Here is a 13,639-nt window from a genome sequence, read left to right as displayed (position 1 = left end):
ATGACACCAAACAAGAAAAAAGCGATGGAACAATTAGCAACAAAAGACGGCATCATCAGTGCATTAGCAATCGATCAGCGGGGGGCATTGAAGAAAATGCTGTCGGCTTTAGGAGAAACACCCACAGATGAACAATTGATTGAGTTCAAAGCGTTGGTTTCTGGGGAGTTGACGCCCTATGCTTCAGCTATTTTATTAGATCCTGAATATGGTTTGCCTGCTGCCAAAGTACGTGATCGATCCGCTGGTTTGCTCTTGGCGTATGAAAAAACGGGATATGACGTATCGACTCCTGGACGGTTACCGGATCTATTAGGAGACTGGTCTGCATTGAGATTAAAAGAAGAACAAGCAGATGCAGTGAAATTTTTACTTTATTATGACGTTGATGAAGATCCAAAAATCAATCATTTGAAACATGTCTTTATTGAACGTCTAGGAAGTGAATGTGCAGGAGAGGATCGACCGTTTTATTTAGAACTGCTTTCTTACGATGCAGGAATAAATGATAGCGCTTCACAGGAGTATGCAAAGGTTAAACCGCATAAAGTGATTGAAATGATGAGAGAATTTTCAAAGCCTCGTTACCAAGTAGATGTTTTGAAAGTCGAAGTACCAGTCAATATGAACTTTGTGGAAGGTTTTGGTGACAAAGAAATCGTCTATAGCCAAAAAGAAGCAGCTGACTTTTTCAAGGCGCAAAGCGAGGCGACGCATTTACCATTTATTTTCTTGAGTGCTGGTGTATCTTCTGAACTATTCCAACAAACGTTAGTCTTTGCTCATGCGTCAGGTTCCACCTTCAATGGTGTCTTGTGCGGAAGAGCGACTTGGAAAGATGGAGTCAAAGCTTATGTAGATGCTGGGAAAGAAGGAGCCGTCAAATGGCTGCGGACACAAGGTAGACAGAATATTGAGAACTTGAATCAAGTGATCAACCAGACAGCGACACCTTGGTATCAAAAAACAGGCAAATAATGTAAGCGTTACCTTTGGTTTGAGAATGAATAATTTATTTGTAAAGGAGAATGAACAATGGCAATTATTGGTGTAAGAATCGATGGACGTTTGATCCATGGACAAGTCGCGAATCTTTGGGTAACGAAGTTGTCGATTACGCGGATATTAGTTGTAGATGATGAGGTCGCAATGAATACAGTAGAAAAAAGTGGCTTGAAATTAGCCACACCAGCAGGAGTAAAGTTAAGTGTCTTACCGATTGAAAAAGCCGCAGAGAATATTCTCGCTGGGAAATATGACTCCCAACGCTTACTGATCGTCGCAAAAAAGCCTGATCGATTATTGAGACTTGTTGAACGAGGCGTGCCGATCAAGGAAGTCAATGTAGGGAATATGTCTCAGACAAATGAAACCAGATCAATCACCAAATCGATCAATGTGGTGGAAAAGGATATTGAGGATTTCAAACAGTTAAATGCACGTGGGGTCCGTTTGACCGCACAAATGGTACCAAGTGATAAGTCAGAAGACTTTATGAGTCTTTTGAATAAATAAGGGGGTCAAGTAGATGTCCATTCAATGGTGGCAAATCTTATTATTATCTTTATATGCAGGTTATCAGATTTTAGATGAACTACAAATTTATTCCTCGATGAGTGCTCCCGTTTTTGCCGGTTTGTTCACCGGATTAGTCATGGGGGATTTACAAGCTGGTTTGATCATCGGTGGTAGTATGCAATTGACCGTTCTAGGTGTTGGGACATTTGGCGGTGCTTCAAGGATCGATGCAAACTCCGGAACGATACTAGCGACTGCTTTTTCCATCTCATTAGGGATGAATCCAGAACAGGCAATTGCAGCTATTGCAGTTCCTGTCGCTAGTTTGATGATCCAATTGGATATTTTAGCTCGATTTGCGAATACGTATTTCGCTCATCGTATCGACCAACATGTCGAAACAATGAATTATCAAGCAATTGAACGCAATTATTTATTAGGTGCTCTTCCTTGGTCCTTGTCACGTTTGATCCCCGTCTTTTTAGCTTTAGCATTTGGTGGCGGACTAGTCGAAAATGTCGTTGCTGTGCTAAATGGCGATTTAAAATGGTTAGGGGATGGCTTATCTGTCGCAGGAGCTGTTTTACCAGCAGTTGGTTTTGCTATTTTACTACGCTATTTACCAGTCAAGAAACATTTCCCTTATCTGATTCTAGGGTTTACGATCACTGCCTTGTTAGCAACGTTGTTCGCAAATGTCCAGTTGCTTGGCACGAGTGTCGCAAGTGTCGTCAAAGATTTACCGGCAGCCTTCAATTCACTACCGATGTTGGCAGTAGCAATGATCGGTTTCTCTTTAGCAGCGATCAGCTATAAAAACAATCAACGAACGGAGAACCAGCAAGTCGCTAGTTCTCATACAACCTCTGAGGAAGGAGAAATCGAAGATGACGAAATCTAATTACAAGTTAACGAAAGAAGACTTTACACAAATCAACCGCCGGAGCTTGTTGACCTTTCAATTAGGCTGGAATTATGAGCGGATGCAAGGTTCAGGTTATCTCTATACGATTTTGCCACAACTCCGAAAAATCTATGGGGATGATACGCCAGAATTAAAAGAAATCATGAAGACTCATACACAGTTTTTCAATACCTCAAACTTTTTCAATACGATCATTACTGGAATCGATTTAGCGATCGAAGAAAAAGAAGGTATTGCCTCAAAAGAAACTGTTTCTGGGATGAAGGCTGGATTGATGGGACCTTTCGCCGCGATTGGCGATTCCATTTTCGCCGCATTGATTCCGACCATTTTTGGGGCACTAGCAGCCAATATGGCGATCAATGGGAACCCCGCGGGTATTTTTATCTGGATAGTAGCACAAATCGCAGTCATGGTCTTTCGTTGGAAACAATTGCAATTTGCTTATAAAGAAGGGATTTCTTTAGTAACCACGATGCAATCACGGTTAACAGCCCTCACAGATGCCGCAACCTTGTTAGGGGTGTTTATGGTCGGCGCATTAGTTGCTACGATGGTGAATGTAAAAGTTTCATGGGCACCGAGCATTGGTGATGTGACGATGAACATGCAAAATAATATTGATATGATCCTGCCTAAATTATTACCAGCAGCGATCGTTGGTGGTGTCTATTGGTTATTAGGCAAAAAGAATATGACATCCACAAGAGCGATTTTTATCGTCTTGATCATCTGTGTCGTTTTATCCGCTTTAGGTGTGATCTCAAAATAGGAGAGTGTTGAAAATGAGCAAACAGTTAGTTCTTGTCAGTCACGGACAACTTTGTGAAGGATTAAAGGCAAGTACCGAAATGATCATGGGACCGCAAGCTCATATTCATACAGTACCTTTATTGCCAGAAGAAGGAACAGAGGATTTCAAAGAAAAATTTCTTGCGGTGGTTTCTTCGTTGGAAGACTATGTTGTCTTTTGTGATTTGATGGGCGGGACGCCAGCCAATAGTATTGTCCAATTGATCATGGAAGGCGAAGCAATCGAATTATATGCAGGCATGAATCTGCCAATGGTCATCGAGTTTATCAATAGTCAAATGGTCGGAATACCGCCTGAATATGTTCGTTCTGGTGCAGAGAATATTCTGGATGTGAATCAAGTGATTGCCTCATTAGCTGAAGAAGACGAATAAAATCAATGTTTGACAACGTTTACAAAAAATAGTATCTTTTTAGATAGGATAGTGATTATTCAGTTAAGCTAGACCTGATCAACGGCCTTTTTGGGTGGTTGATTGGGTCTTTTTTTATACTCAATAATAAAATAACAGTAAGACTATCATATCAAATTGAAAAGGGGCAATGACTGATGAGTTTTCCAAAGAATTTTTTATGGGGTGGCGCAACAGCGGCGAATCAATGTGAAGGAGCATGGAATGTCAATGGTAAAGGAGATTCGATCAGCGATCACAATCGTGCAGGTAATCGGGAGATGGGGAAGCGGCGCATATTTGATTTAGTGATCGATGAAACCAATCATTACTATCCGAGTCACACAGGCATCGATTTTTATCATCGCTACAAAGAAGATATCGCATTATTTGCGGAAATGGGATTTAAAGCCTATCGTTTATCGATTGCGTGGACACGGATTTTTCCTAATGGGGATGAGGCACAGCCAAATGAAGAAGGCTTAAAATTCTATGATGCAGTGTTTAATGAGCTACATAAATATGGGATCGAACCGATCGTGACGATCTCACATTTTGAGTTGCCATTTCATTTGGGAAAAACGTATGACGGATTTTTAGACAAGCGAACGATCGAGTATTACGAACGCTATGCAACGACACTTTTTGAACGCTACAAAAACAAAGTGAAATACTGGTTGACCTTCAATGAAATCAATTTTGGCGTCTTAGAACATGGCAAACAAATCAATGGATTATTCAATCGAACCTATACGGAAACAGAAAAATATCAAGCCTTGCACAATGTCTTTCTTGCTTCTGCTCGAGCGGTGATTGCTGGACATAAAATCAATCCTGATTTCCAGATTGGCTGCATGTTGGCGTATATCACGATGTATCCTAAAACATGTCATCCATTAGATGTGTTGAAGACGCAACAAATGAATGACCGGTTAAATTATTTCTGTGGCGATGTCCAAGTCAAAGGTGCCTATCCTTATTACATGAAACGCTACTTTGAAAAAGAACAAATCGAAGTGGATATCACAAAAGAGGACTTGGCACTCCTGAAAGAAGGCGTTGTCGATTATTATACGTTTAGTTATTACATGAGTACGTGTATTGCAGATGACTTGAATGATCGGTCAGATAAAAGTGGCGGCAATCTATTTGGTGGGGTGGCTAATGAGTATCTTGAAACAAGCGAATGGGGCTGGCAAGTAGATGCGGTTGGTCTAAGGTATACCTTGAATCAGATTTATTCACGTTACGAAATTCCAGTGATGGTAGTAGAAAACGGACTTGGTGCGGTCGATAAAGTAGAATCTGATGGTTCGATCCATGACGATTATCGAATCGATTATCTTGCTCAACATATCCAAGAAATGGGGAAAGCAATCGATGATGGCGTGGACTTGATTGGTTATACTTCTTGGGGCTGTATTGATTTGATCAGTGCAGGGACGGGTGAAATGAGTAAACGATACGGCTTTATTTATGTCAATCGAGATGACGAAGGGAAGGGGACATTGGCCCGCTCTCCTAAAAAATCATTTTACTGGTATCAAAAAGTGATTGCGACAAATGGTGAAAGCGTAGAAATGAAATAATTCGGTAGAAAATAGCCCACCTCCAATCGACTGGATGTGGGCTATTTAGTGAGAGATTTTGCAGGTTATGAGTCCAAAACCAACGATTATGATCGGTTTGATCTAGATGAAGTCAACTCATGTTATAGTAAAAAAAGTTGCTTCTGACAGATAGTTGGGTTTGGGGAGCAGAGGTAACGAAATGGGCTTCTCTTTTAAACAAATAATTAAAAAATATCCTAAGAAAAAGAGAAAGGGTGTTATTGTTAGACGATAACCGCTAGGATAGAAGGAGAGAAATAGTGAGAAAAATCGAAAATATCCAAATCATTCGATTGATCAAAATCATCCAATTCGGTCTTTATTTTATGTCGTTGTTTTTGTTTGCAAAATCCAGATATAAAGTGGCACTCTTGCCTTTATCAGGTGGGATGATATTAGAAGTGCAACTCCCTAGAGAGTTTGGTTGGGGATTTGTAAAAAATAAGAAAAATGTTTTTCTTTCTTCGAAAAAAACATGGGTCGAACCAATGATTGCTTTGATTGTTTTAGTATTTTTGGTTGGTTTCGCATGTTATTTCCTGTAAAGATTCGAACAAATCGAGGAGGAGCAGAAACGATGGATCATATTTTTGTGAAAAGCGAGTTTGCACCGCTAAAACGGGTCGTTTTAGCACAGTCTGAATTTGGTTTTCCTACGAAAGAATTAACGGGTGTCGATTTCTTGACAGAAGAAAACCATGAATTATTTAGTGGGCCTGAAGTGATGGGAAAAGACTTCAGTGAAGCTTTCCCAGAACAACAAAAAGCTTGGGAAGTCGAACGGAAGAATTTACAAAAAGTACTAGAAAAATATGAAGTAGAAGTCCTTTTACCAAGAAAGTTGACCTCTTTTGAAAAAGAGCTAGGCTATGAGTATGGCTACAGTAACTTTTTCACCCGAGATCCCTTTTTTACGATCGGTGATCTATTGATTGAAGGTTCATTGAAACTCCCACATCGTAGAAATGAGATCCTACCGATTCGTGAGCTACTCGTGAATGAATCGAATGAGAATGACTGCTTGTATTTTTCTATTCCTAAACCGGATATTTCGCAAGGCATCGATTCAGAACAAGGGCCTTTCTTAGAAGGCGGCGATGTTTTGTTGTTAGGAAAAACAGTTTTTGTGGGTAACTCAGGGTTAGCTTCCAATGCTCGGGGAATTCAATGGTTAAGAAATCTAGTCAAACGATTTGGCTATGAAGTGATTGAGGTACCACTTCATCCGACGATCCTGCATTTAGACTGCGCATTGAGCCTTGTCAAAGATCGATTGATGATCGTGTGTGAAGAAGCCTTTTTAAATGGTATCCCAGAACAATTAAGCAAATGGGATCGGGTAGATGTGTCCTTAGCACAAGCCTCTCGATTGGCGACGAACGGACTACCAATCAATGAGACGACGTATATCACAGATCCAGAATTTACTTTTATTGGTGAAGAATTAGAGAAACGAGGAATCACAGTCGAGTATATTGACTATAAATTGACAAGGATCTTTGGTGGTTCTTTCAGATGCAGTACGCAACCGCTTCTGAGAAACTAAGAGGAAACGATCCTAAAATATGGGAAAAGGAAGGTCATTGCAGAAATGGTAAAAATCACAAATTTTCGCGATATCGGTGGCATCAAAAATAGAAATGGAAAAGAAGTCTTAACAAATGTTTTCTTGCGTTCAGGTGAACTATCTAGTTTGACAGAAGCAGATGCTAGACATTTAGAAACTACCTATCGTTTAAGTAAAATCGTTGATCTACGTGGCGAAGATGAAATCCAAGCTCGACCAGACAAAACGGTTCCACAGACGAAATATATCCATATCGACATCATGAAAGATGTGGCAGACGAAGGTGCTGGGCTGGAAGATTTTGTGAAAATCGGCTCACCTGAAAAAGCCACGAACTATATGACCAAAATATATGAAGATATCGCATTGAACCCTACTTCGCAGAAAGGATATGCTCGTTTCTTCCAAGAAGTACTCACTTTGGATCAAGAGGAAAGTGTTTTGTTTCATTGTTTTGCTGGGAAAGATCGAACGGGAATCGCAGCCTTGCTATTATTAGAATCATTAGACGTTCCTCGCAAGGCAATCTATGTCGATTATCTACGCACGAATGAACTACGTAAAAAAGAAAATGCGATGATTTTAGCGCAAGCCAAAAAAGTTCATTTGAATGAAGAAAATCTAGCTGCTTTAGATGTTGCGCTGAATGTAGACAGCAGTTACTTGGACCGTTTTTATCAAGTGGTAGAAAAGGAATACGGGTCGATCCAAACTTATTTGAAACAAGCCTTGGCTATCGACCAATTAAGTTTACAGGCAATGAGTAATCAATTTCTTAAAGGTTAAGTTGCTATGTTTCATTACTCCGAAAGTTAAAACATTGATTTTTCAAAAAAATTGTAAGAAACCAATCATTTATAATCAACTGTATCGATAGACTTGCTGATCTAAGAAATTAGGTCAGTTTTTTTGTATTCCAATAATCAAAAGAACAGGTGAAAAGTGATTCGTTTTATTAGTAATTGATGATAAAACCATTTTTTTCAGTTTGCTTTGCAGAATAAATATTTTTTTTAGGGGGATTTAAGTGGATGTCAGGTTATTCATAACATTGTATCAATGATTATAAAGATGTGTTTTTTTGTTTTTTTGTTTGATGGAATTTTTGCTGTTAGTTTATTATGATTAAGGGTTTGAGATATTATTATATTTTTTAAATGTTATTTTATTTTCACTTAATCATTCTTTTATATTAAGGAAACATGCATGAGTACAGTATTTTTTCTAAATTAGAAAAAAATAATAAATGGATTAAAAATAAATGAGGTGATATATTATTGAGAAAGAAAGAGCTTTTTTATTAATAGCTGAGAGGTTAGATACGTGATTAAGATATATTGTTTTGTTGAGTAGACTATAAGCTATTAATGACAAATTCTTTCACTTATATAGAGTTAGGGTGGGTGGCTACATGAGAAAGAAAGGTTTGTGGAAAAAACAACTTTTGATTTTCAATGTTGTGATGATGATGATGCTTTTGCCAGTTGGGCAAGTAATCGCGGTTCACGTAGAATCGGAAGGATCACCAGAAGCACATAGTAATGAGGAATTGGTCTTAAAAGAGGATGTGTTCCATTTTAATGGTATTCCGCAAGAAAACGGAACAGCAGAGTTTTCTCAATTTGAAGAAATTGAAAATGATTGGCCCTATGAGGGAGCGGAGATAAGTACTGAACTTATAGAAGCGCCTGAGTTGACTATTGAACAAAGCGATGTAGAAGAGTTTGTTAATGAGACTGAAGGGTTTGATCCTGAAGTCATTGAATCTGGTCAACTAGGAACGATTCCATGGACAGTCGATACTTCTGGGACACTGACTCTAGGTTCTGGCATCTTCGATGAGAAAAATAATGTTGGTGGTCGCTATGAAGCGAAGGATTATTTTAATCATTCGTCCGCGAATCAACAAATGATCAACAGCATCGTCATCACGGGCAGGATCGAATTACGGGGAAGTTTGATTGGAACAAGAAATAGTGTCTTATCGAATGCTGAGCAGGGGGAACACAACCAAGGATTTTTTGAAAATTTACCAAATGTCCAAACAATTGAAGGAATGGAGTATTTAGATACGAGTCAAGTAACAAATATGGAACGTATGTTTACCCAGATGCGCAATTTAAGAGAAATAGATGTGAGTCATTTTGATACAAGAAATGTAACGAATATGAACAGTCTGTTTTATCGAATGGAGAGTTTGGTGAAATTAGATCTCTCAAGTTTTGACACGAGTAATGTAACGGATATGACCTGGATGTTTGGGTTTATGGGAAATTTACAAGAACTAGATATCAGCCACTTTGATACTCAGAATGTGTTGGAAATGAATAATATGTTTAGTTATATGAGAAATCTAGTTGAACTAGATGTCACCAATTTTGATACGAGCAACGTGACATCTATGACCGGCATGTTTCTGGGAATGAACGAACTGACAGAAATCGACGTGACTAATTTTAACACGAGTAATGTCATTAGTATGGGTGGTTTGTTCATGTTTATGCCGAAATTAAAGGAAGTAGATGTCACCCATTTTGATACAAGAAATGTCACTCGTATGGATTATATGTTTTTTGACAATCGAAGTTTAAGGGAACTTGATCTCTCGAGTTTTGATACAGGAAATGTGACGACTATGCATTGGATGTTTTCACAGACGGCATTAGAACAACTAACACTTGGAGAAGCGTTCTCTTTTCACAGTAACGCAAGTTTGCCAGGCTTATCAGAAACTGCGACGCATCTTGCAAACTGGCAGAATATCGGGCAAGGAACGGCAACTAAACCAGAAGGTGAATTTATCTTTACTAGCGCAGCATTGATGGCAAATTATGATGGCCGCACGATGGCGGATACGTGGGTTTGGCAGCCGAGATCATTCTTATTGACGATTGAGAGTGAAGGGGCAGGTAACGTTACTCCTGAGAATCCAACGAGGCTTTTGATTGGTGAAACATTGGAAATCAGCGCAATACCGGATGCAGGGTGGCGTTTTTCTCATTGGCGTATCGAACGTGGAGATGGGACGATCGATCAAGTGAATGATGCCACGACCATATTTACGATGGGGATAGAAGAAGCACGGATCGTTGCAACATTTGAAGAGTTAGAACCATTGATGACTGTGCGACTCCCGTTATCGGCAGTATTTAGCACGACGGCGAGTTCAAATCACGAGGAAATCATTTCTCCAGAATATGATATCCATAACGAGTCACCATTCAATATTTACGTCAATGTTGTCACAGCAACCGATTTAAATAAAATGGAGATCGTCAATGAGTTGAATGTTCTTGGAGAGGGACAAGCCAGCCCATTGATTCGTGAAGGGGCACCAGTTGCTCAAGAAAATCGGTTGTTTGAAGTAGGTACAGAAGCATGGAATACTTTTACTTTTACAGGAACTGCGAATCGTCTTCCAGCAGATATCATGCAGGTGGAGCCAAACTTCACGATGGTTTTACGATTCATTCCTAATCCATAAAGTAATTTAGAAATGAAAAACAAAACAATTGATTTCCGGAGGGAAGGGGGAGAGTCAGTGGAAAAGAAAAATAATCAAAAGAAATGGATTGTGTTGGGGGTGTTTCTTTTGATCATCGGGGGCGTCTTTTTATACCTTTCAACTAGAGCAGAGGAACCAGTACCAATGGTAAGTGCAGACCTCTTACCAGGATTAAGAGATGCAAGTGACATCGAGATTGCAGAGCGTGCCCAAGAAATTGCCGATGCCAATTATTTTACGTTACAAATCGCACCTACAGCGACTTTTGAAAACGGCGAAGCAACAGGATCGATCGAAATCGTGAACCCAGGAACAAATGTTTATCCAATTGCTGTGGATATCACACTAGCAGATAGTGATGAAGTGATTTATTCATCAGGATCGATTCATCCAAACCAACAAATAGTTGGAGCAAAGTTGGATAAGCCACTTGAGAAAGGGGAATACGTCGCGATTGCTCGCGTCAATATTTATGATCCAGAGACCAATGAGAGACAAGGAATCACAGAAGCAGAACTCTCGATTATTGTTCAAAATTGAGAACTGTATGAATGGTTAACAAGGAGGGAAACATCATCATGCGCATAATGAAACAGCTTCTGATCGTCGTAGGGTTTGTATTATTTGTGGGGGGTAGCTTAGCAGAAAGTGCTTATAGTGCTGAAAACCAAGCCTTTTTTAAACGAGTAGAAGGGAAAATCGGTCATCAAAGTCCACCAGCAGAATCTGTTACGCCAGAAAATGAAGGAAATAAAAAGGATATTTTAGTTGTAGATACGTCAAGATTTCCTAATCGAACGTCTCGGCCTTTAAAAGCCGGAGTAAATCTACCAAAAACAGGTAGCATTTTATCTAATTGGATAAAATATGTAGGTGCTATTTTAATGCTGATAAGTATCCTGTTATTTTTTTCGAAGCGTGATAGTGATGCAATAAAAAAATAATTCAACATACGGGATTAGCTACAACAAGCAATTCAATGAATAAGAAGCTGTTACATTATGCGCAGGATGTTTTTTGACGCATGATATAAAACAAATCAAAGGAAAGAGGATGAAAGAATGAAAAAGCAAATGAGATTAGTAGGAACTGCGGCAATGATCGGAGCATTATTAGGAGGGGCATCTTCTGTCGCTGCGACAACTTTTAACGGAGAACCAAATGGAAATATTCCAGTTACAGGACGTGTTGGTTTAGATAATACCGTTGATCCAGGGGTCAACCCACCGACAAATCCAGATGAAATGATCAACGTGACTGTACCAACATCAGCAGTCTTCTTCACAACTGGTGCTTCTGGTCATACAGAGGTCCAATCACCCGTTTACAGTGTTACAAACAACTCGGCTTGGGATGTAAATATCAATATCACAAGTTTAGCTAACCCGACTAACTTATCTAGCTTAAGTGTGTTAGAGTTAGATGTAGAAGATCAATCCGACAACGTACGAATTGTTACAAGTGGATCAGCTCTAAGTGCGCCAGCATCCTTCATGTCATTAACGAAGAATGTAGCTGAAGGTGGAACAGCACCTACTAAAGAGTTCGGATTTGTAGGAACAGCGATCCCTAACTCAAATATTGCAGATGTGATCACACCGACATTTGACATGGTTTTACAATTCCAAGCAGTAGTACCAGCACCATAAAACTAGTTTGACGTGTAGCAATGAATCTGTCATCTTATCGAAGGGGATAGATAATACTTCTGGGGGAAGATTTATTTATAGAAGTTGTATCCTATTGAAGTTGAGATAACGGACGGATGAAAAAGGCACTTTTTTAAACCTAAGAATACAGCATAAAAGAGCAAGCGAATGGAAGATAGCCATTACTTGCTCTTTTTGTTTGCTCTATAACTATAGGATTTCTATTTGAGTATTCGCTTCAGTAATTTCAATGTACGCTCATTATAAGGTGGGAATAGGCCAGGAACATTGAATTTCGTTCTATTTTCATACACTCCTTTTTGATGAGAGAAGGTCAAGAAACTATACTTTCCATGATAGTTGCCAATACCAGATTCTCCAACTCCACCGAAAGGCAAATGATGGTTTGCAACATGCTTCAGGACATCATTGACGGTGACATTACCTGATGAAACCTCAGACATGATTCTCTCTTTATTCATAGTAGAGGTTGTAAAAAGATACAATGCCAATGGTTTGTCATAGTATTTGATTTGAGCGATTGCATCAGTGACCGTATCGAATGACAAGATTGGTAAAATCGGACCAAAGATTTCTTCTTGCATACTTGCTGCTTCATGGGAAGGGAGATCGATCAAAGTCGGTTCAATGAATAAGTCCTCCCGATTCGTTTCACCACCAGCGACCACGAATGACTGATCCGTTTCCAACAACTTGTTGAGTCGCATAAAATGCCGATCATTGATGATCCGACCATAATCGGTGTTATTTCTGATATCAGAACCATAAAATTCTTTGATAGCAATAATCATTTCTTTGATCAATGCTTCTTTTCGCTTGCGGGATACTAAAACATAATCTGGTGCAATACAAGTTTGTCCGTTGTTCTGCAATTTTCCCCAAACGATGCGCTTTGCTGCTACTTTTAGATTTGCGGTATCATCCACGACTGCGGGACTTTTTCCGCCTAATTCTAAAGTGACAGGAGTCAAGTGTTTGGCAGCAGCTTGCATCACAATCTTCCCAACAGGAACGCTACCAGTGAAGAAAATATAGTCGAAGCGTTGTGCAAGTAATTCAGTCGTTACCTGCACACCACCTTCAACAGTGGTGATGTATTCTTTGGGAAAAATCGAACGGACCAGCTTTGTCAAAACGTTGGACACATTAGGCGCTAATTCACTGGGCTTCAAGATAACCGTATTCCCCGCAGCAATCGCCCCAATCAGTGGTTCAATAGCTAAATGAAAAGGGTAATTGAAAGGTGCGATGATCAAAACTTGTCCGTAAGGCTCATAATCCAGATAGCTTTTTCCCCACATATAGATCGGTGTATGAACGGGTTGACGTTTGGCGTATTTCTTCAATTTTTTGATCATCATAGAAATGCTTTGATAGACGACCCCAATTTCAGTCACGTATGCTTCATGTGCTGGTTTTCGCAGATCTTTGAACAAAGCTTGTGTCAATTCAATCTCGATTTCTCTCATCCCTTGTTTCAATTTTGCTAATTGCGCCAAACGAAAGTCGACCGATTTTGTTTGTCCTGTTTCAAAAAAGTGTTGTTGGTCCTGTAAAAGTTGGTTGATCATCCATTTTCTCCTTTTAATATATTTATATGTTCGAACTTATGAACCTATTTATTTAAAAAGAAAGGCCG

General features: G+C 39.4%; 14 protein-coding genes. 13 read left to right on the top strand and 1 reads right to left on the bottom strand.

Annotation, left to right across the window (positions count from 1 at the left end):
• The 13 genes from lacD to CUS89_RS04065 all read left to right on the top strand — a co-directional run bounded on the left by lacD (position 1) and on the right by CUS89_RS04065 (position 11,979).
• Entirely contained in the window at positions 1–978 is a 978-nt protein-coding gene (lacD, locus tag CUS89_RS04125) for a tagatose-bisphosphate aldolase (RefSeq protein ID WP_104871137.1), read from the top strand.
• A 57-nt stretch (positions 979–1,035) separates the two neighbouring features.
• Entirely contained in the window at positions 1,036–1,515 is a 480-nt protein-coding gene (locus tag CUS89_RS04120; RefSeq protein WP_104871136.1) for a PTS system mannose/fructose/N-acetylgalactosamine-transporter subunit IIB, read from the top strand.
• A gap of 13 nt (positions 1,516–1,528) precedes the next feature.
• Entirely contained in the window at positions 1,529–2,419 is an 891-nt protein-coding gene (locus tag CUS89_RS04115; RefSeq protein ID WP_104871135.1) for a PTS mannose/fructose/sorbose/N-acetylgalactosamine transporter subunit IIC, read from the top strand.
• Complete coding sequence (locus tag CUS89_RS04110; RefSeq protein ID WP_019723647.1) at positions 2,406–3,215, top strand: PTS system mannose/fructose/sorbose family transporter subunit IID; 810 nt, start codon at positions 2,406–2,408, stop codon at positions 3,213–3,215. The genes CUS89_RS04115 and CUS89_RS04110 overlap by 14 nt, the downstream gene beginning before the upstream one ends.
• Positions 3,216–3,228: 13 nt before the next feature.
• Positions 3,229–3,630, top strand: a complete 402-nt coding sequence (locus CUS89_RS04105; protein ID WP_104871134.1) for a PTS sugar transporter subunit IIA — start codon at positions 3,229–3,231, stop codon at positions 3,628–3,630.
• Between the two features lie 176 nt (positions 3,631–3,806).
• Complete coding sequence (locus CUS89_RS04100) at positions 3,807–5,237, top strand: glycoside hydrolase family 1 protein (RefSeq protein ID WP_104871133.1); 1,431 nt, start codon at positions 3,807–3,809, stop codon at positions 5,235–5,237.
• 281 nt (positions 5,238–5,518) lie between these two features.
• Entirely contained in the window at positions 5,519–5,803 is a 285-nt protein-coding gene (locus tag CUS89_RS04095; protein WP_104871132.1) for a hypothetical protein, read from the top strand.
• A 32-nt stretch (positions 5,804–5,835) separates the two neighbouring features.
• Entirely contained in the window at positions 5,836–6,804 is a 969-nt protein-coding gene (locus CUS89_RS04090) for a dimethylarginine dimethylaminohydrolase family protein (RefSeq protein ID WP_104871131.1), read from the top strand.
• 45 nt (positions 6,805–6,849) lie between these two features.
• Positions 6,850–7,611, top strand: a complete 762-nt coding sequence (locus CUS89_RS04085) for a tyrosine-protein phosphatase (RefSeq protein ID WP_104871130.1) — start codon at positions 6,850–6,852, stop codon at positions 7,609–7,611.
• Between the two features lie 625 nt (positions 7,612–8,236).
• Positions 8,237–10,309 carry a BspA family leucine-rich repeat surface protein gene (locus CUS89_RS04080; RefSeq protein ID WP_104871129.1) on the top strand — a complete coding sequence of 691 codons (2,073 nt, stop codon included), beginning with the start codon at positions 8,237–8,239 and terminating at the stop codon, positions 10,307–10,309.
• A 57-nt stretch (positions 10,310–10,366) separates the two neighbouring features.
• A complete protein-coding gene (locus CUS89_RS04075) occupies positions 10,367–10,870 on the top strand; it encodes a hypothetical protein (protein WP_258082380.1) in 504 nt (167 codons plus the stop codon).
• A 38-nt stretch (positions 10,871–10,908) separates the two neighbouring features.
• Positions 10,909–11,274 carry an LPXTG cell wall anchor domain-containing protein gene (locus CUS89_RS04070; protein WP_181055303.1) on the top strand — a complete coding sequence of 122 codons (366 nt, stop codon included), beginning with the start codon at positions 10,909–10,911 and terminating at the stop codon, positions 11,272–11,274.
• 117 nt (positions 11,275–11,391) lie between these two features.
• A complete protein-coding gene (locus CUS89_RS04065) occupies positions 11,392–11,979 on the top strand; it encodes a hypothetical protein (RefSeq protein ID WP_019724451.1) in 588 nt (195 codons plus the stop codon).
• A 221-nt stretch (positions 11,980–12,200) separates the two neighbouring features.
• Here CUS89_RS04065 and CUS89_RS04060 read toward each other — a convergent pair whose 3' ends face one another.
• Complete coding sequence (locus CUS89_RS04060) at positions 12,201–13,571, bottom strand: aldehyde dehydrogenase (protein ID WP_104871126.1); 1,371 nt, start codon at positions 13,569–13,571, stop codon at positions 12,201–12,203.
• Positions 13,572–13,639 lie beyond the last annotated feature (68 nt).

The organism is Enterococcus mundtii, assembly GCF_002947535.1.
In the GTDB taxonomy this organism is placed as follows: domain Bacteria; phylum Bacillota; class Bacilli; order Lactobacillales; family Enterococcaceae; genus Enterococcus_B; species Enterococcus_B mundtii_B.
Note: the sequence above shows the minus strand (reverse complement) of the source record. Positions and strands in the feature narration are given on the sequence as shown.